The organism is Bacillus sp. REN3 (genome assembly GCF_017912555.1).
Lineage (GTDB): Bacteria > Bacillota > Bacilli > Bacillales > Cytobacillaceae > Mesobacillus.
Genome location: NZ_JAERSD010000019.1, coordinates 55424 through 74644, shown reverse-complemented (window position 1 = coordinate 74644; position 19221 = coordinate 55424). Strand labels below are relative to the sequence as shown.

Below are 19221 nucleotides of genomic sequence, written 5' to 3'. Positions count from 1 at the left end.
CTTTCCTGGCAGCTTCTCTTAACTGAGAAAGATGCAGATAAACATGCTCATGAAGGAAGCACTTAACGTTGGAGAAAAGGACACCAAAATATCATTCCTAGTTCTGGAACATTTGTAGTCTTAAAATCTGAAATGAAGGTGGAATACTATGTCGACTTCAAAGCAAATCATCGTCCCGCATTTATGGTATGACAAGGAGGCAAAAGCAGCAGCTGAGTTTTACTCTTCCATTTTTCCACACTCGAAGGTCCATGATGTAACAACAATCCCTGATACGCCCTCTGGAGATTCTGATAGCGTCACATTTGAGCTTTGGGGCCAGAGGTTCATGGCAATCAGCGCAGGACCCCATTTTAAAATAAATCCGTCAATATCTTTCATGGTCAATTTCGACCCATCAAAAATAAAAGACGCCAGGGAAAAACTAAATGAGGTTTGGCGCAAGTTGTCCGAAGGCGGCACAGTGTTGATGCAGCTTGATAAGTATCCTTTCAGTGAGTGGTATGGCTGGATTCAGGACAAGTTTGGTGTGTCCTGGCAACTAATCCTCACCGATCCGGAAGGTGAAGAACGACCTGCGATCATCCCGACCCTTTTGTTTGTTGGTGAAAGATGCGGTAAGGCAGAAGAAGCATTTCGATATTATTTATCAGTATTCAAGAACTCAAAAGAAGGATTTGTCGCCCGCTATCCAAAAGGCATGGAACCTGACAAAGAAGGAACGATCATGTTCTCTGACTTCATGCTTGAAAATCAGTGGTTTGTCGCAATGGATAGCGCCCATGAGCATAAATTCAGTTTTAACGAGGCAATCTCCTTTATGGTGTATTGCGACAACCAGGAGGAGATTGATTATTACTGGGAAAAACTCTCTACAGTTCCTGAAGCAGAACAATGTGGATGGCTAAAAGACAAGTTTGGTGTATCCTGGCAGGTTGTGCCAATCGAAATGGAAGAAATGATGAGCAAGAGCACACCCGAGCAACTTGAACGCGTAACGAAAGCATTTCTTAAAATGAAGAAACTTGATCTAGCGGAATTGAAGAAAGCATACAAGGGAGATTGAGAAAGTCATTCGACGTCAGTAGCTAGATAGGATTTAATATTTATTCGATAAGCTCTTTAGCATTAGGCTGAATATCCGAAACGAGTACTATATCTATTAAACAAGGCAGGGAAATGATTCCTGCCTTATTTATATGAACACTGGAAAAATTCTTAAAGGATAGATTTGCCAATTAGGCCGGTTGGTTTCCACTTCTGGGGAGCCGAGCGAACCGCGAGGGATGGAAGCCCGGTTGTAATGAAATGCAAGCTAATGATATGTGACCTTTCAAAGCTTAAGGATCAAAGAAAGATTACACAAGAGATGGATGTGTGACCTTTGCAGCCTCAAAGTATAGGGGAAGAACAGGCAAAGCAATTGGTGCGACCCAAATGGAGCGCCAGATTGAGTTGAAATGGGATGCAAGAGAGGTATGCGACCCATTTGGAGGCTCAAGGAGAGTTGAAATGGGATGCAAGAGAGGGATGCGACCCAAATGGAGGATCAGGTTGAGTTGAGATGGGATGCAAGAGAGGGATACGACCCATTTGGAGGATCAGGTTGAGCTGAAATGGGACGCAAGAGAGGGATGCGACCCAAATGGAGGATCAGGTTGAGTTGAAATGGGATGCAAGAGAGGGATGCGACCCAAATGGAGGATCTGGTTGAGTTGAAATGGGATGCAAGAACGTGATGCGATCCAAATGTAGCATCAAGGAGAGTTGAAATGGGATGCAAGAGAGGGATGCGCCCCATTTGGAGGCTCAAGGAGAGTTGAAATGGGATGCAAGACAGTGATGCGACCCAGATGGAGCATCAAGGAGAGCTAAAATGGGACGCAAGACAGGGATTCGACCCATTTGGAGGTTCAAGGAGAGTTGAAATGGGATGCAAGACAGTGATGCGACCCAAATGGAGCATCAGGTTGAGCTGAAATGGGATGCAAGAGAGGGATGCGCCCCATTTGGAGCATCAAGGAGAGTTGAAATGGGATGCAAGAGAGGTATGCGACCCATTTGGAGGCTCAAGGAGAGCTGAAATGGGATGCAAGAGGGGTATTCGACCCATTTGGAGGCTCAAGGAGAGTTGAAATGGGATGCAAGAGGGGTATTCGACCCATTTGGAGGCTCAAGAAGAGTTGAAATGGGACGCAAGAGAGGGATGCGACCCAAATGGAGGATCAGGTTGAGCTGAAATGGGATGCAAGAGAGGTATGCGACCCAAATGGAGGCTCAAGGAGAGCTGAAATGGGATGCAAGAGGAGTATGCGACCCAAATGGAGGCTCAAGGAGAGCTGAAATGGGATGCAAGAGGGGTATTCGACCCAAATGGAGGATCTGGTTGAGTTGAAATGGGATGCAAGAACGTGATGCGATCCAAATGTAGCATCAAGGAGAGTTGAAATGGGATGCAAGAGAGGGATGCGCCCCATTTGGAGGCTCAAGGAGAGTTGAAATGGGATGCAAGACAGTGATGCGACCCAAATGGAGCATCAAGGAGAGCTAAAATGGGACGCAAGACAGGGATTCGACCCATTTGGAGGTTCAAGGAGAGTTGAAATGGGATGCAAGACAGTGATGCGACCCAAATGGAGCATCAGGTTGAGCTGAAATGGGATGCAAGAGAGGGATGCGCCCCATTTGGAGCATCAAGGAGAGTTGAAATGGGATGCAAGAGAGGTATGCGACCCATTTGGAGGCTCAAGGAGAGTTGAAATGGGATGCAAGAACGTGATGCGATCCAAATGGAGGATCAAGTTGAGTTGAAATGGGACGCAAGAGAGGGATGCGACCCATTTGGAGGCTCAAGAAGAGTTGAAATGGGACGCAAGAGAGGGATGCGACCCAAATGGAGGATCAGGTTGAGCTGAAATGGGATGCAAGAGAGGGATTCGACCCAAATGGAGGCTCAAGGAGAGCTGAAATGGGATGCAAGAGGAGTATGCGACCCAAATGGAGGCTCAAGGAGAGCTGAAATGGGATGCAAGAGGGGTATGCGACCCAAATGGAGCATCAAGGAGAGTTGAAATGGGATGCAAGAGGGGGATGCGACCCAAATGGAGGATCTGGTTGAGTTGAAATAGTACGCCAAAAAAAGCGATGAAGCCCATTTGGGAGTTGTGGAAGGTTTAAGCAGGATGCTTAAAGTTGAGAGAACGGTCATAGGAGATAAAAAAAATGTGCTTTTTCCAAAAAATGTAAGAAAGCACGGTTATTTTCATATTCACTTAAAAAAATACTAGCGGCCTCCCTTATTTATGGATAGGTTCTCCTCTCGATTTATATTTGTCAGGTCATAAGCCTTTATCGCAAGCTCGATGTTCAGGCGGTTCTCTTAATGCATGAAATCTTCACCAAGCAACTCTTTCAATTTCTCAAACCGCTGGTAAATGGTTTGCCGGTGTATGTAGAGTTGTTTGGCAGCCAGTTGCTTGGAATTGATGTTTCCGAGATACACTCGCAACGTGTTTAACAGATCTGTTGGGTGTTGCTGGTCATACAGGATGACAGGGGAGATGGATAAAATTCTCAAAAATATTCAAGTTCCAGCGTTTCAGGAAGGATGACCTGGCGAATATTCCGCAAAGTCAGCCGGAATCTTTGGGGTTTCCACTTCAAACTCGTTTCTGATTTTAAAATCTGTTGTTTCCAGTCGGTCGACTACCTCGCCAGCTTCAGTATAGGTTTCAGATTTCAGTATAATGCCTGTATTTTCGTCCATCCAGAGCGTAAAGGTTTTAGCATGCAGTTTCTCCTGGTAATAGGGAGAGAATGTGCCATCGATCACGACAGCATTCCGGCTAAGCATCTTCTCCGTTCCGCGTACCTTCCAAAGGCTGTAATCCTCCAGGAACCCGAGGGCGATTTCTTTTGCATGTAGCGAATTTTCCGCCATCCCAAGGTTTAAATCGGTCTCCGGGTAATGGTATTCTTTGCTGCCATCGCTATTTTTCACGATAGCTTTTTCCGTTTCCAGGAATTCTCCCTTATCCCTGATGTCCTGTTTTATTTTTTCAAATATCTTGTCATTCGTGTAGAGAATGGTTGTCTCCCCATTTGCATAGGATTGTTCTTCGGTTGTTTGTTTTTTCAGATCAGTTGTTTTTACATGGTATTGGACTTTTTTGTCCTTCCATTTCAATTGATATTTGACCGTATAGTCATACCCGACGTCGTTGGATGTAAAATGGAAGCTGCCCTTCACTGTATCGAAAAAGTGATAACTGTTCAGCATCCGTTCCTGGACTTCTTGTTGATTCGTGATGTTCAATGGATAGATGGTCTCTTTTACTTTGGCTGCGTTTACTTTGGCGACGGACGGTTCGACTTGCTTTTTTTCAGCTGGTCTGGAGGGATCATCCGTTTCGCTCATTTCTGTGGAAACAAGGATTCCAGCAATTCCGATGGAGCAGACAAGCGCCGCCCCTGCAATCACCTTTCGCATAGAACTTCCTCCTTAGTATGTACTGTATAGGATTCTCGCACCATCTGCCCCTGTGCCTCCCAATGCATTAGAGGTGACTACAAGGGCAAGTATACCTGTCTTTGCCTTGCTTGTTTTTCCTACATAATTCCATCCGCCCGGCGCGGTCCGCTGGTTTAAGTATGCCCTCATGGTTACATCATTGGTTCCTGAACCGTACCAAATGATCCGATAATCGGCTTTTTCATTGCTGAATTTTGTGTCCCATATATAGACCGAGACCTTTCCGTATAATCCGCTGCAACTCGGAAATTTCCAATCATACTCATATATTTTGCCGTCCACCGGAGCATATGGCATATACCTGTGATCTCCCCGGTAGGAATTGGAGGAAGTCTTATACTCCCATGGACCAGCATAGGGATTGTCAGGTGAATTGTAAGCATTGTTGTCATTATCGATATAATCCGCTCCTCCATTTACACATCCTGCATACGCTTTGGGTGCGTACAATCCAGGTGCAGCTATGATGGCTATGAGCATCATGAGTAGAAAGAACCTTCTCTTCATATCCAGCCTCCTATTCGCTAGTAATAATTTCCAATCACTAGCGTACCAAAGGATTTTTCCATCATCAACCAATTCTTTATATTTGTCGGAATTTTCATGCGAAAAGTTTCATGGAGAATGAAAAAACAAACCTCGTTCTCTAAAATGATTGTTGTTTTCTGAATCATATTAGAAGAATTTAATAGATCGTACCAATTCTCCTAGCGTATTCATGGGTTCCTTTAAGACCTGGAGAGGCTAAAGGTTATTTAAAAAGGGGAAAACCTTCTGTTTAAATAGTTTCCTGTACTGCCAGCAAATAATTTATCTTGAGCAGAGATGTCCAGTAAGAGAAAACAGGCGGATTTAAACAAGCGGGAATTTTTTGAAAATAGTTGACTTTTCCTCCATTCATGGCATAAGATAATGAATACATTAATTCCGACAAATATTATAAGAATTATAGGTTAAGTGGGTGATAGTGTGTTTTTACAGATTCAGAATGTCAATAAAGAATTTACGAATCAAAAGACAGTCAGTCTGGTTCTCTCGAATATTAATCTTGATATTGAAGAAGGTGAGTTTGTTTCCATCCTTGGTCCCTCAGGATGCGGAAAATCTACTTTGCTTTCGATTGTCGCCGGGTTGGCAAAACCTTCATGCGGGGAGGTTTTACTCAATGGAACACCAATCACTAAACCAGGGAAAGAAAGAGGAATGGTCTTTCAACAAGCTGCTTTGTTCCCGTGGATGACCGTTGAGGAGAATGTGATGTTCCCGCTCCGCAAAGAAATGAGAAAGGCTGATGCGAAGGAAATTGCCCATCGGTTTTTGAAAATGGTGCAGCTGAGCAATTACACGAAGCATTCACCACATGAATTATCAGGCGGGATGCAGCAGCGTGTTGCTCTCGCCAGGGCGCTTTCGATGAATCCCAAGGTTCTGCTGATGGATGAACCATTCGGGGCGCTTGATGAGCAGACGCGCTCCAGGCTTCACGTCGAGCTTGAGAAAATATGGCTTGAAACAAAAAAAACGGTCCTGTTCGTGACCCACAGCATCAACGAGTCAATCAAGCTATCAGATCGAATCATTGTCATGGGAACAAGACCTGGGGTTGTACTTGAGGAAATCCATGTCCGGATTCCAAGGCCGCGAGCTCCGTACCCGCAGGATGCTGCGAAATTGGAAAAAAGAATCATGGGATTACTGCAAACGGAAATAGACAAGGTCGAGGGAGAGGAACTGGCATATGCTTCAAACAATTAAAAGACTGATCTTTTTTTTGTTGCTGATAGTCATGTGGCAGGGCGCAGTAACAATCTTCAGTGTTTCTCCATCTCTCATGCCGGCGCCGACGGATGTTTATGAAGCGGTCGTCCAGGGGTTTGCTGATAAAACGTTGATCCATGACATCCTGGCAAGCTTCAGGAGGCTGGCGATTGGACTGAGCCTTGCGATTGTCATCGGGGGTGGCCTTGGGGTCTTGCTGGCAAAAAATAAAACGGCAGACGAAACACTTGGGACATTGGTACTTGCACTGCAAAGTGTTCCTAGTATTGTATGGCTGCCCATCGCCATCATGTGGTTTGGGCTGGATGAAAGTGCGGTGATTTTCATCGTCATCCTTGGCGCGACCCTTGTGATGACCATCAATATGAGGATTGGCATCAAGAATGTACCACCTCTTTATATAAAGGCTGCACAGACAATGGGCTCCACAGGGATGGACCTGTTTTTCAAAGTCATAATCCCGGCATCCATTCCATATGCGGTGACAGGGGCCAGGCTAGGCTGGGCATTTGCATGGCGAGCCCTAATGGCGGGGGAGATCCTAAGCACCGGACCAGGACTGGGATACACACTGAAGTACGCATCAGATTTTGGGAATATGAGCATGGTGATCGGAATCATGATCATCATTGGATTGATTGGGACGATCGTCGATATGATTCTCTTCCAGCGGATCGAGCAAAGCGTCATCCGCCGCTGGGGACTGGAAAACTAAGGAGGATACGGGATGAATACGAAGACAAAAATGCTTGGCCTTTCATTATTACTGGGTGTGGGATTGCTTGCTGGCTGCGGAACGATCGACAAGGGCAGCGGTTCAGGATCCAGTGAAGCAGGAAAAAAGGTTGTAATCGGCTATTTCCCTAATATCGATCACGCTCCGGCAATGGTCGCGAAAGAAAAAGGCTACTACGGAAAGGAATTAGGGAAGGAAGTCAAAGTCGAGTACAAGACGTTCCCTGATGGCGGGGCTTTCATGACCGCGCTTAAGACTGGTGACATTGATGCCGGGCTGGTTGGTCCGGGGCCTGTCATGAATAACTTTACCAATGGCGCCGATGTGAAAATCATTGCCGGTGCTTCCTCTGGCGGCACCGCGATTGTTGCTAGCAAGAAAAGCGGGATCGATTCGGTTGAGGATTTCAACGGAAAAACATTCATCACGCCTGGCGTAGGCTGCACGCACGATGTCCAAATGGAAACATTCCTAAAAGAATTGGGAATTACATCAGCGAGGATTGGCGGAACGATGAAGCATGTGACCGGGAACCCAGCTCAGTACGCGAGTATGTTCGAATCAGGGAAAGTCGATCTTGCTGCTGTCCCTGAACCATGGGCGACTCAATTGGTGAAAAAGGCCGGCGCGAAAGTGATCGTTGACAGTAGCCAGATTTCTTACGGAAAAACATTGCCGAACACGATTTTAGTGACTAGCAGCAAGAAAATGGATGCTGAAAAGGAGATCATTGCTAAAATTGTCAAAGCTCAGCAGCAAGCGATCGAATTCATCGCTGAAAATCCGGAGGAAGCAAAAGAAATCACCATTAAGGACATTAAGGACATCACAAAGCAGGAACTTGAGAAAGACATAGTCGACAATGCATGGAAGAACCTCCGATTCACTGAGGAAGTCAACAAGGAGGTCATCCAGCAGTTTGCTGAATCCTCTTTTGATCTTCATTTTCTTAAGGAAAAGCCGGATTTTGATGCTTTGATCGACCCTCAATTTATTAAGAGATAATTACCCGGCAGGTACCATATCATCCCGTTTCGTGAAACAACCAAATAAGTGATCGGCTGTCAGCCCAAATCCCAGATGATTTGGGCTCTTTTGATTACTTGAGCAATCATAACAAGCTTTGAAATTATGAAGAGCAGTGCCTGTTTCAAGACCAATGAACCGGTTTTTTAAAATTTTCTTACTGCTGTCGGTTTTTATTGTTGGTCCATGTTTACGATTCCTTTTAACTATGGTGATCCGGAAAAATGAGGTTGTCATCTGGGTTACGGAAATGATGACTGATAGGCTGGGCAAAAAAATGCCATATTGCTTTTAAAAAGGATTTCTCCCGATCCAGGCGAATTACATATTAAAATGGAATGAGAGGGGTAATAGATGATGACATCGGATGTATTAAGCAGGTTTGATGGCCTTGGGTTGGCTGAATTGGTCAAGAGGAAGGAAATTCATCCTCGCGAACTGATTAAGGCGTCCATTCAGCGAATTGAAGAAATCAATCCCCGGTTGAACGCTGTGATCCACACCATATATGAAAAGGCAATGGAAACAGCGGATTGTGTTGATGGAACAGGGACATTCGCCGGTGTGCCCATGCTCCTGAAAGATATCGGGCAGGAAATCGAAGGAGAACCGATGACGGCTGGATCGAGGGCAATGAGGAATTATCGAGCTGGATCTGATTCGGAATATGTAAAGAGAATCCGGAAAACCGGGAGCTTAATCCTCGGGCAGACGAATGTTCCGGAATTTGCCTTGATGGGAATCACTGAGCCAATATTACATGGCCCGACCAGGAATCCGTGGAATACTGGACATACTCCCGGTGGTTCAAGCGGAGGTTCAGCGGCTGCGGTTGCCGCTGGAATGGTACCTATTGCGGGTGCGAATGACGGCGGTGGCTCAATCAGGATCCCAGCGGCCTATTGCGGTTTGTTTGGTTTGAAGCCGACAAGGGGCAGGGTTCCAGCTGGCCCAAGATTCGGACGCCACTGGCAAGGCGCTTCGGTTGACCATGTACTCACCAGGACTGTTCGCGATAGCGCTGCCATGCTTGATGCAATTGCAGGATATGAGAAAGGTGGCGCTTTTCATACCCCGCATTTCCCCGGTTCCTTCCTTGAAGAAATGAGGAAACCTTTAGGAAAGTCGGCCCGCATTGCTTTTACAACCTCATCCCCGCTTGGAACCGAAGTCCATCCAGAATGCAGGAAGGCAGTTCTGAAGACCGCGCGGTTCCTGGAAAAGGAAGGCTGCGAGGTTGAAGAGGTGGAAGCACCGGTTAATGGAAGGAAAATTGCCAACAGCTATATGACATTATACTTTGGCGAGGTAGCAGCCTCGCTAGAATCACTGGAAGAAGTGCTGGGAAGAAAGGCGAAGTTCGGCGACGTGGAACCAGCCACCTGGGTACTGGGTCTCCTGGGTAAGGCCACTTCAGCCGGTGAGTTTGTAATGAGCCTCAGGGAATGGGACAAAGCGGCCTTCCAGATGGAAGCTTTTCACGAGACATACGATTTTTATCTTTCACCAGCAACAGCTTTTCCTCCCGCAAAAATAGGCGAACTGGAGCCTGGCGGGCTGGAAAAGTGGCTGATTGAGCTTGCCGGGAAAGCAAATGCTGGAGCTTTATTGAAAAAAGCAGAATCGTCGGCCAGCTGGCTGAAAAGAGCCTGGAAAGGACTCCGTTTACACAGCTTGCCAATTTGACTGGACAGCCAGCCATGTCCGTACCACTCCACCTCACAGAGGAGGGGCTGCCGTGCGGCGTTCAGTTCATGGCAGGGCGAGGGCGGGAAGATCTTTTGTTAAGATTGGCTGGCAAACTCGAACAGAGTGAGTCATGGGTTGAACTGAAGGTTAAACCTTAGCTTTTCCACAGTTAACACCAAAACCATCATGGACTTGGATTGCCGAATTGAAGGAGGAAGTGGGGGATTATTGCCTTTCAATCTTATGCTTTTGGAAACTCTGAAGCTATCAGAAGCCAGTAATGTGGGTGAACACTGAAAGCCTTCAAATCATCCATTTTAAAAAATGAGATTGAATCAATTATGAGATTGACCCAATGAACTAGGAGGAAAAAGCCATAGCTGTTGGGTTATGGGGGATACCCAGGGAATCGTCCAGCAGCGGTCATGCTCCCGCACCGCAAGGACAACTTCCTTTTTCCTGTCCAATCCGTAAAAAACTCATCCTTCCAGCATTCAGCGGCTTCGCCGGAGATTTTTGCATGGTCGTTTTGCGTTACCAGGACAAACTCTTCTTCCGGTTCAAGAATGATCATGTACCATACCTACCATTTATAATACAAAGATATCATGTTGAAATTTATAAAAAACTGAATAGTCAGACTAGTAGAATAAATTTAAAGATGCTATTATTAAATCAAATCGGTAAGGAGTGATCATGATGATCAGCAAGGTTGGACAAATTATGCTGTATGTGGAGAACCAGGACGGAGCGGTGAAGTTCTGGACAGAAAAGCTGGGTTTCAGTGTGATTTCCGAAGGAGAAAACGGCGAAATGAAATGGATAGAAGTTGCTCCGGCAAAGGATTCTGCAACAAGTATCGTACTGCACAACAAGGAGATTGTGGCTAGAATGTCGCCGGGCTTAAATCTTGATACCCCTTCGTTAATGTTCTTCACGGAAAATCTTGATCATTTACATAAAGAACTGACTGACAAGGATATCACTGTCGGAGAAATTGTCGAAATGCCGTCAGGCCGCGTTTTCAACTTTGCCGATGAAGAAGAAAATTACTTCGCTGTCATGGAAAAGAAGTGAAGCAATCCGCTCTTGAGTGCATTCCCACCTTTTACATTTTAGGATTGGATACAGAGAAAAGGATCGAATAGTGAAAAGCCACTTTTAGCACTTGGTTTTCCCTATTCAATTTCATGGAGGGTTTTCCATGTGTTTCCTTAAGGAGCATTCATTCCTGCAGGAAACCATTAAGAGCATGCGGCCGAAACCTTTCATTGACCTGGTTGGCTTGAATGCTCGGAACCTTAGGTTTCGGGCATTTTTGTTGCCGAAAATGCCTGCCTTGATCATTAAGGTAGATAATTGTTATCTCCATTTAATCCTTATAAAATCCCACTGACATATTTGCCTGTTAGCATAAGACTGGAAGTCAATAGCAGAAGGGATGGATACAATGAAGAAATGGACAGCTGGCATTGCGATTGCTGGGGCAGTAGTCCTCAACCCATTAATCGGGCACGCAGCGCTAGGGGACCAGACCTTGAAGCCGCAAATGCAGCATAGCGATGTTCAGGAACTTCAAGAGGCATTAAAGGAAAAAGGTTATTTTACATACAGCCAAACGACTGAATATTATGGACCTTACACAACGGAGGCAGTGAAGGATTTCCAGCAGGATGCCGGTGTTGAAGGGGATGGGGTCACAGGAAGAGAAACATATAAGGCATTGGGTATCTTCAGCAAGGAAGCCATTGTCAAAACAGCGAAGAAATATGAAGGAACTCCATATGTATGGGGAGGGGAATCTCCTGATGGATTCGATTGCAGCGGTTATTTGAACTATATCTTCAGGGAAGGTGCAGGAGTCGGCCTGGAACGTACGGTTGCCGGAATGTATGGCGACGGAAAGAAAGTTGGTTCGCCAGCTGTTGGCGACATTGTTTTCTTCAACCTTGAAGGAAATGGGCCGAGCCATGCAGGAGTGTACGTGGGAAACAATGAGTTCATGCACAGTTCTTCTACCAAAGGGGTAACCACCTCGACATTGGAAAACTCTTATTGGTCTGACAGATACATAGGTGCCAAGCGATACCGATAATAGGAAAGAGCCGGTTTGACAATTGTCAGGCTGGCTTTTTCATTGCTGGCAGCATGCATGAAAAAGAGGAATTCCAACCTGGAAAGCGAATTCTTTTTATGTGGCAAAAAGTAAGAGGAGGAATGGATATGTCTGAGCGTTACCCGGTTTTAGAAGGAGCCGAACCGTTTTTTTTCGAGGGAAATCGCGTTGGGATCCTGGTATCACATGGCTTCACGGGGTCTACCCAGAGCATGCGGCCATTGGGCGAGGCATACGCCAAAGCAGGCTACACGGTATGCGGGCCGCGCCTTAAAGGGCATGGAACCCATTATGAAGACATGGAGCAAACTACTTTCCGGGATTGGATTGCTTCCGTGGAAGAAGGGTATCATTGGTTAAAAGAACGTTGCGATACCATTTTTGTGACAGGCCTTTCAATGGGCGGCACCCTGACATTGTATATGGCTGAGAATTATCCAGATATCCGTTCGATTATCTTGATTAATGCAGCAATCGAAATTCCGTCAATGGAGCAAGTGCGCCAGCTTGAAGGTACAAGATTCTTAGATGCCATTGGCTCGGATATTAAAAAGCAGGGGGTCAAGGAATTGGCATACGAGAAAACACCTGTTCAGTCCGTCAAAGAGATCCTGGAATTTATGGGGGAAGTAAAAGCGAACCTTTCGAAAGTGACATGCCCGGCGCTTATATTCGTTTCCAATGAGGACCATGTTGTTCCGCCTGATAATGCCCAGATCATTTATGACAGCATTCGTTCCGAAAGAAAAGCAATCCATCACCTGGAAAACAGTTACCATGTGGCGACTCTTGACAATGATCAACAGGTCATTATCGAAAAGACACTTGAATTTATTAAAGAGACCCTATGAGGAAGACATTTTGTCTTCCTTTTTAGATCATTCATGGATGGTGTATTTTTGGTACTGTACTGGACGATTGACAGGATCCTGGATAAATTGGAAGGCAAAGGCCCTCTGCCAAGCCAAAGACAACTTTTACTAGCAACAGAAAAATCGCCCAGAAGGCTCTGAGCGATTAGGAGTGATTTCATTTCGAGGTACTTGTTTTCCCAAAGAATTTCAACAAATCCGTCAGGACTTCGCTGTAAGTAGAGAGGCGTGCTTGGATGCGCCCCGGATAAGCCTCTTCGATGAAGGATAGAGTATCGTTTTCTGTGTGCCAGATTCCTCCGTATTGTTCAGTCTGATTGTATCCATCAAGTTCACCGATTTCCCAGTTCGTAGATTCGAAGTAGGCAAAAGGAATTCCCAGTTCATCGAATGGTGCATGGTCGCTCCATCCTCCAGTTGTTCCAGCTGGATAATCAGGGTTCAATCCAGGGTTGGTGCCGATATCGAGCTTTTTCTTATCCGCGATTTTCAGGGCCTGATCACGTATGAAACCTTCTTCACCCGCGCTACCATGGACATACATTTTGTCACCTACTGCTAGGCTGTCGAGGTTAACCATGCCTGCCGTATCTTTAATTTCGCCTTCAGACATCTGATCGGCGTAATAGGTAGAGCCGTTCAGGCCCCCTTCCTCTGCGCCAAAGGCTACAAAGACAATGGAGTAAGGAGTTGAAACCTTTTTCAGGACTTCCGCTACTTCGAGCAAGACCCCGATCCCCGAAGCGTTGTCGTCCGCCCCTTTACCAATCGCAACTGAATCATAATGAGCCCCGACAATGATTTGTTTGCTTGATTTACCAGGCTTGTAAGCAACCACATTGGCTGATGAGATTTCCTTGCCTTTTCTCGTAAAAGTAAATGGCTGCACACTTGGCTCATAACCTATCCGTTCGAATTGCTGTCCTATATATTCCCTTGCCTTTGCTTCTCCATTCATTCCCATTACCCGGCTTCCGATTTCTTCAGACAAATACTTTGTATGTTCGTAGGCCATCGCTCCTGGTTTATGTACGAGTTGCGGTGAATCAGCGAAAGCACCGGCAGCAGCTGAAATGACGAAAATCATAGCCGCGGCAACTGATAAAAACATTTTCTTCATGACATCTTCTCCTTTATATAAAAATACAATACTATGAATAATTATAAAGAAAGACTCAAAGAGTTACAAATTTTTTTACTCAGTATTAAAATCCGGGATCGTTCATAAATTCAATAATGACAGAAGAAAATACAGGAGAGGTGACCAGATATTGGATTTTGACATGCAAAAAGCGAATATGCTGGCAGAAAACCTTAAGCTTTTTATCAGATTTGTAGATCAAAACTATGAAAGCAAGAATAGCCTGAGGGCGAATCTGGATAGATTGTATCAAGTGAAGCTTCTTGTAGAGGAATATCAGCTGCCGCTGCTTGCAGCGGAACTTCAGAGGATTAATATGCATACCTGGGACGGAGCGTACACATATTTACTGGTTGGCAGGATAAAGAAGGGATTGTGTGTAATAGAAGAATATGTGAACCATCATAAGGATGATTTATTTTTATTTAGCGCCAGGCTCTATACATTGGAAAACTTGAGTGGCACTTTCGGGGAAGAGCGAAATGACCCCACACAGAAAAAGGAAACTGTGCGGTAACGGTCTTCTTTTTAGGATGAATGAGGCTTAGTCAGTGCAATGACAGTAAAATGGATACCAGCCTGATTCATGTCTTCATCATCTGATGGATCATCATCCGATAAACTATATTCCAATGTCACGGCTATTTTGTTTTTTCCTGTAAACTCCTCACTCAGGGGGAGAATATTGGCCATTGCCCTCAGACTTTGGATATGGTTATCCCCATTCAAATATTCCATTCCAAAACCTGAAATAAATGCTTCTGCATGGACGACCTCTTGTGTACATGTCACGGTTTTTACCTCTTTTCGTTCATGAAGCCATCCCTTGGCAGGTGTGAAATTGCAGACACCCCTCCTGAATTCAAGCTTTTGGCCATTGGCTAAAGGTACTTCCCAATTTGATAGATAGTTCATTTGAATGTCCTCCTTCACTTTTTGGTGAGTAATGGACAGTCTAAGTTGACTGCAACGTGATGCTGGCGTACTGACCATTTGTCAAACGGTGGAACAGCTTCTGTGTCATTCTTCCCCCTGCCTGGTTCGGCCATTATTAATCCCAGTTGCGTTTGGGAGTAGTGGATTAGTTTCATCCTAGTATCCATTCACATGTGCTGGAGATTCGGCATCCAGTTCGCTCCCCAGTTCAGCTGCAATTTTCCTTTTCAACACTTGTAAGTGGTTAAACATCATCTTGTTCATCAAAAGGCTTAAAAAGATGGGGTGAACCGGCAAGGGTGCCGTGAAAATCTTCCAGAACATCCTCCTCCTATTATCCAGGGTATTTTGCGAGCCATCCTTCCTTTATTTAGGATTTGTTGAAAAAAGCAATTTATTCTCGCTTGCTTTAAAACCTTGATTTTATATTGGGTTGTGCACGGATAAGAATGCGGAGATACAAACAAGACAGATGCGTTAAAATAGATAATACAAAAATGAAATCATATATGGATAGTAGAAAAGAATTGAATCCTAAAGCTAGTATGCAGAAATATGGACATAAAGGAATGATTGCCGGCAGGAACTATGTGGATGACCGGGATCCAGGGGTTGGATGAACAAAAACCCTCCAAGGAAGCATCGGGACTTTTTCGAATAAAATGAATTGGCAAGAAAGCAAAAGATCCAATAAGGGAACAAGATAGGTTTCAAGGGCTTAAAGAGTGGGATCCATGCAGGGGAGTTGAAAACGGCTCCTCTTTTTTTATTGGATGAAAAATAAAGGGAATCGGCCGGATTTTCCATAGTTAACGAAGAATGGTGATTTTGAGGACAAATGACAGCGAGCGAAAAAGGTGGAAGATTGACCGGTTATTCACTAATGTTTTATTCTTGTGGAACTGGTAGCCTTGAAGATGGCCTGTTTTTACAGAATAATGGACAGGAGGGATAAAGGGATGAAAAAAATTCTCTCTTTAGTGATCGCGCTTTCTCTTTTTGCCGGGTCATACACTGTATTGGCTGATGTACAGCTAAAAGCAAAAACGAAAGTGACCGATCACGAAGATTTAACCCAGAAGCAACACAATATTGACTTAAAGGAATCCTCCGTGACAGATTCGCGCTTTATTACTGAAGAAGAAAAGAATTTACTCGCAAGACTGGTCCATGCGGAAGCAAAAGGAGAACCTTTTGAAGGGAAGGTAGCTGTAGCTGCTGTAGTCTTGAATCGGGTTGAGCATAAGCATTTCCCTGATAGCATCAGGGAGGTCATATATGAACGGAATGCGTTCGAACCTGTCTCGAATGGGTCCATCAACAAACCAGCAGACGGCGATGCCGTCCAAGCCGTTGAAAAAGCGGTAACGGATGGAGAGGCCTACGATCAGTTGCTATATTTTTATAATCCTGACACGGCAACCAGTGACTGGATATTTAGTCGAGATGTTATGAAAAAGATTGGCAATCATTCTTTCGCGATTTAAAATGCAGTGCTGCCGGAAGGTAGTAAAGTGAATCGTTAACGGCTCAGTATTAGAGTAATTTACCGATTTACATCGGGGGCAAGACAGAGGATTCTGAGGAAATACAGGCAGGGAGAACCAGAATTGACTTCCTCAAGGACCAAAGCTGCACAGTGGGATAAACCCCATGTGTGGCTTTTTTGTATTTGGAAGAGTGAACTTCGAGTTATTAAAATCATTTTTAAAATAATTTCGCATACATAGCTTGACGAAAACCAATTAAGTTTGTAATATACTCATAGGGGTAAGGGTATTAATCCGATTTCATCATTACTGACTGACAGAACAGGGAGAGAGTAAATGAAGTGACTAAAATTTTTTAGTGAAAATGAAAGCGGTACCAAAAAGAAAGTCACACAGCTTTTATACTTTAGCAGCAAAAGAGACAACATACAGTTTCCGGGTAATAAAAATCCTTTTTGAAATCATAATAACACTGAGAGGGTGGAAAAAATGAACAAAGTCAGCAAGCTGAACTTTTTAAAGGACAGATGCCCAATTTGCGGAGAGTCGCTAATCCTGAAAAAAGATTCATGGACAAAGGCTGCATACGCAAAGGAGTGTCCGAATGAACATTATTGCAAGGAATACCATCCTTTGGCTGAAACTGTGATCCACAAAAATACAAAATGTTAAATAGGGGTGAGGTTCATTGATAAGGAAAATTCTGCCTGATTGGCTTCTGAATTACGATAAATCAGATTTAAGAGGGGACTTATCCGCAGGTTTGATTGTTGCCATCATGTTAATCCCGCAGGGGATGGCTTATGCGATGCTGGCTGGTCTCCCGCCGGTAATCGGTCTGTATGCCTCTACTATCCCGCTTATCATCTATGCATTGATGGGTTCCTCCCGTCAACTAGCAGTTGGCCCTGTTGCGATGGTTTCCCTGCTTGTTTTGACAGGTGTGTCAATGCTGGCTGAGCCTGGGACCGATGAATACATTGCTCTTGCCCTGCTCCTGGCATTGATGGTCGGGGTGTTTCAGCTGGCAATGGGATTGCTGAAGCTCGGTTTTCTAGTGAACTTTTTATCGCATGCGGTGATCACTGCTTTTACATCAGCAGCAGCCATCATCATCGGCCTATCGCAATTAAAGCAGCTTCTGGGAATCAAGCTTGAGAATACAGAAAATGTTTTCCTCTTGCTTGGTGAGGCCTTCACCAAAATCGGCCAGACGAACCTCTTCACTTTTGGAATTGGAATCGCAAGTATTTTGCTGCTCGTCCTGGTCAAGAAAAAGTGGCCAAAGCTTCCTGGGCCGCTGTTTGTCGTGTTGCTTGGCAGTCTGGCAGTATATTTCTTCGATCTTGAGGAAAAAGGGGTAAGCATCGTAGGGGAGGTTCCAAAAGGAATCCCGAATATCTCCCTTCCTGCTTTTGAATTGGATGCCTTGATTGGACTGCTTCCCATCGCCCTTACAATTACATTCGTTGGCTTCATGGAATCAGTGGCTGTCGCAAAGGCGATTGCAGCCAAGGAAAATTATAAAATCGATGCCAACAAGGAGTTAAGAGGTCTTGGAATGGCCAATATAGCAGGATCCTTTTTCTCCGCTTACCCTGTAACCGGAGGATTCTCAAGGTCTGCCGTCAACTATCAATCAGGAGCCCGGACAGGACTAGCATCCATTATCACTGCGGTTCTCATCCTGGTAACCTTGCTGTTCTTTACAGACTTGTTCTACTACCTGCCTAACTCCGCCCTTGCCGCAATCATCATGGTAGCGGTGTACGGCCTGATTGACTTCAAGGAAGCGGCGCATTTGTTCAAAGTGAAAAAAGCTGATGGATTCACGTTTGTCATTACTTTTATCGCCACACTAACAACAACCATCGAGAAAGGCATCATTATTGGCGTTGTTTTTTCTCTTCTAGTATTTATTTGGAGAAGTGCTTACCCTCATGTGGCCCAGCTTGGTTACATCGAACGGGAAGATGTCTTCCGCAACATCAAGCGATATCCTGAGGCAAGGACGCTCGAAGATACCATCATTTTCAGGATCGACGCCTCCCTGTATTTTGCGAATATGACTTTCTTTGAGGATAAGCTTAGAAATGAAGTGGCCGAAAACCCTGATACAAAGCGGATCATCCTTGATTTTTCCGGCGTGAACGCGATGGATGCTGTCGCGATCGATGCCCTTGAAAAAGTGATGAAGGAATATGAGGATAGTGGTATCAAGGTCATGATTGCTGGCATGAAAGGGCCAGTCATGGACTTGATACGGAAGGCAGGCTGGGAGGAAAAGTATGGAGAGGCAATCCGATTTCTTTCCATCAATCAGGCACTCGATAGCCTCAAGGAGGGAATGCCATGGCAGAAGCAAAGCTTGGAGCCAATAATGAAAGGCTAGTAAAAGAAATAATAACCACCGATCCTAATTACTTCAAGAAGCTTTCAGAGGGGCAGACTCCTGATTATTTTGTTATTAGCTGCAGCGATTCCAGGGTCAGTCCATCTGTCATTTCTGACTTGCCGCTAGGGACCATTTTTGTTCATCGGAACATCGCAAACCAGGTGCATCATGAAGATGACAGCCTGACAGCGAGCCTGTATTATGCATTGAAATACCTTAAAGTCAAAGAAATTGTCATCGAGGGCCACACCGGATGCGGGGGAATCAAGGCAGCACGGGATGGCCTTGAGGATAAAGAACTGAAGAGTTGGCTTGATATCATCAATTCAAATCTCCCACAAGAAGATGCCGGCATTTCTTATCCGGAATTGTCAAAAGCCAATGTTTTGAAACAGGTGGAAAATCTAAAGAACCATCCTGTATATAAAGAATATGGACATGGTGTTGAAATAAGAGGCTGTCTGTTTGATATCGAGACAGGAAAACTGGAAAGAATCATCTAAACACTTA

The 19221-nt window shown here is 45.0% G+C and carries 21 protein-coding genes; 14 read left to right on the top strand and 7 right to left on the bottom strand.

Features of this window, described 5'->3' with window-relative positions:
• Nucleotides 1-148: 148 nt before the first annotated feature.
• Nucleotides 149-1066, top strand: a complete 918-nt coding sequence (locus JJQ88_RS15895; protein WP_210367024.1) for a VOC family protein — start codon at nt 149-151, stop codon at nt 1064-1066.
• A 2313-nt stretch (nt 1067-3379) separates the two neighbouring features.
• On the opposite strand, the gene JJQ88_RS15890 is transcribed toward JJQ88_RS15895, so the two are convergent.
• From JJQ88_RS15890 to JJQ88_RS15880, 3 genes are read right to left on the bottom strand one after another with little or no spacing between them, the layout of a single operon-like run.
• Nucleotides 3380-3577 carry a helix-turn-helix domain-containing protein gene (locus JJQ88_RS15890; protein WP_210367023.1) on the bottom strand — a complete coding sequence of 66 codons (198 nt, stop codon included), beginning with the start codon at nt 3575-3577 and terminating at the stop codon, nt 3380-3382.
• Nucleotides 3578-3598: 21 nt separating this feature from the next.
• Nucleotides 3599-4489 carry a sigma-E factor regulatory protein RseB domain-containing protein gene (locus JJQ88_RS15885; RefSeq protein WP_210367022.1) on the bottom strand — a complete coding sequence of 297 codons (891 nt, stop codon included), beginning with the start codon at nt 4487-4489 and terminating at the stop codon, nt 3599-3601.
• A gap of 12 nt (nt 4490-4501) precedes the next feature.
• Nucleotides 4502-5038, bottom strand: a complete 537-nt coding sequence (locus JJQ88_RS15880; protein WP_210367021.1) for a site-specific DNA-methyltransferase — start codon at nt 5036-5038, stop codon at nt 4502-4504.
• 462 nt (nt 5039-5500) lie between these two features.
• Between JJQ88_RS15880 and JJQ88_RS15875 the strand changes: the two genes are divergently transcribed.
• From JJQ88_RS15875 to JJQ88_RS21700, 5 genes are all read left to right on the top strand, one after another.
• Nucleotides 5501-6286, top strand: coding sequence for an ABC transporter ATP-binding protein (locus JJQ88_RS15875; protein ID WP_210367020.1), 786 nt, complete (start codon nt 5501-5503; stop codon nt 6284-6286).
• Nucleotides 6270-7025: an ABC transporter permease gene (locus JJQ88_RS15870; protein ID WP_210367019.1), complete on the top strand. Its 756-nt coding sequence runs from the start codon at nt 6270-6272 to the stop codon at nt 7023-7025. Before JJQ88_RS15875 ends, JJQ88_RS15870 begins: the two co-directional genes overlap by 17 nt.
• A gap of 12 nt (nt 7026-7037) precedes the next feature.
• A complete protein-coding gene (locus JJQ88_RS15865; protein WP_210367018.1) occupies nt 7038-8051 on the top strand; it encodes an aliphatic sulfonate ABC transporter substrate-binding protein in 1014 nt (337 codons plus the stop codon).
• Nucleotides 8052-8429: 378 nt separating this feature from the next.
• A complete protein-coding gene (locus tag JJQ88_RS15860) occupies nt 8430-9758 on the top strand; it encodes an amidase (protein WP_349237149.1) in 1329 nt (442 codons plus the stop codon).
• 14 nt (nt 9759-9772) lie between these two features.
• The gene (locus tag JJQ88_RS21700) at nt 9773-9919 is read left to right on the top strand and encodes a hypothetical protein (protein WP_349237148.1); all 147 of its coding nucleotides are present in this window, start codon (nt 9773-9775) and stop codon (nt 9917-9919) included.
• 230 nt (nt 9920-10149) lie between these two features.
• Here JJQ88_RS21700 and JJQ88_RS15855 read toward each other — a convergent pair whose 3' ends face one another.
• Nucleotides 10150-10335 carry a DUF3891 family protein gene (locus tag JJQ88_RS15855; protein ID WP_210367017.1) on the bottom strand — a complete coding sequence of 62 codons (186 nt, stop codon included), beginning with the start codon at nt 10333-10335 and terminating at the stop codon, nt 10150-10152.
• A gap of 125 nt (nt 10336-10460) precedes the next feature.
• On the opposite strand from JJQ88_RS15855, the gene JJQ88_RS15850 reads away from it, so the two are divergent.
• The 3 genes from JJQ88_RS15850 (at nt 10461) to JJQ88_RS15840 (ending at nt 12728) form a co-directional block, all read left to right on the top strand.
• On the top strand, nt 10461-10838 hold the full coding sequence (locus tag JJQ88_RS15850; RefSeq protein WP_210367016.1) for a VOC family protein: 378 nt from the start codon (nt 10461-10463) through the stop codon (nt 10836-10838).
• A gap of 373 nt (nt 10839-11211) precedes the next feature.
• Nucleotides 11212-11856: a C40 family peptidase gene (locus JJQ88_RS15845; RefSeq protein WP_210367015.1), complete on the top strand. Its 645-nt coding sequence runs from the start codon at nt 11212-11214 to the stop codon at nt 11854-11856.
• Nucleotides 11857-11984: 128 nt separating this feature from the next.
• Nucleotides 11985-12728, top strand: a complete 744-nt coding sequence (locus tag JJQ88_RS15840) for an alpha/beta hydrolase (RefSeq protein ID WP_210367014.1) — start codon at nt 11985-11987, stop codon at nt 12726-12728.
• A 178-nt stretch (nt 12729-12906) separates the two neighbouring features.
• On the opposite strand, the gene JJQ88_RS15835 is transcribed toward JJQ88_RS15840, so the two are convergent.
• Complete coding sequence (locus JJQ88_RS15835) at nt 12907-13869, bottom strand: M20/M25/M40 family metallo-hydrolase (RefSeq protein WP_210367013.1); 963 nt, start codon at nt 13867-13869, stop codon at nt 12907-12909.
• A 151-nt stretch (nt 13870-14020) separates the two neighbouring features.
• Here JJQ88_RS15835 and JJQ88_RS15830 point away from each other — a divergent pair, with 151 nt between their 5' ends.
• Complete coding sequence (locus JJQ88_RS15830; protein ID WP_210367012.1) at nt 14021-14407, top strand: hypothetical protein; 387 nt, start codon at nt 14021-14023, stop codon at nt 14405-14407.
• Nucleotides 14408-14418: 11 nt separating this feature from the next.
• Here the strand turns inward: JJQ88_RS15830 and JJQ88_RS15825 are convergent, their stop codons facing one another.
• Nucleotides 14419-14805 (bottom strand): hypothetical protein, encoded by a 387-nt coding sequence (locus tag JJQ88_RS15825; protein ID WP_210367011.1) that lies wholly within the window; start codon nt 14803-14805, stop codon nt 14419-14421.
• A 177-nt stretch (nt 14806-14982) separates the two neighbouring features.
• Nucleotides 14983-15150 carry a hypothetical protein gene (locus tag JJQ88_RS15820; RefSeq protein WP_210367010.1) on the bottom strand — a complete coding sequence of 56 codons (168 nt, stop codon included), beginning with the start codon at nt 15148-15150 and terminating at the stop codon, nt 14983-14985.
• 635 nt (nt 15151-15785) lie between these two features.
• Here JJQ88_RS15820 and JJQ88_RS15815 point away from each other — a divergent pair.
• From JJQ88_RS15815 to JJQ88_RS15800, 4 genes are all read left to right on the top strand, one after another.
• Nucleotides 15786-16313: a cell wall hydrolase gene (locus JJQ88_RS15815; RefSeq protein WP_210367009.1), complete on the top strand. Its 528-nt coding sequence runs from the start codon at nt 15786-15788 to the stop codon at nt 16311-16313.
• Nucleotides 16314-16805: 492 nt separating this feature from the next.
• A complete protein-coding gene (locus tag JJQ88_RS15810) occupies nt 16806-16988 on the top strand; it encodes a hypothetical protein (RefSeq protein WP_210367008.1) in 183 nt (60 codons plus the stop codon).
• Nucleotides 16989-17004: 16 nt separating this feature from the next.
• Nucleotides 17005-18708: a SulP family inorganic anion transporter gene (locus JJQ88_RS15805; RefSeq protein ID WP_210367007.1), complete on the top strand. Its 1704-nt coding sequence runs from the start codon at nt 17005-17007 to the stop codon at nt 18706-18708.
• Nucleotides 18669-19214 carry a carbonic anhydrase gene (locus JJQ88_RS15800; protein ID WP_210367006.1) on the top strand — a complete coding sequence of 182 codons (546 nt, stop codon included), beginning with the start codon at nt 18669-18671 and terminating at the stop codon, nt 19212-19214. The genes JJQ88_RS15805 and JJQ88_RS15800 overlap by 40 nt, the downstream gene beginning before the upstream one ends.
• The last annotated feature ends 7 nt before the right edge of the window (nt 19215-19221 follow it).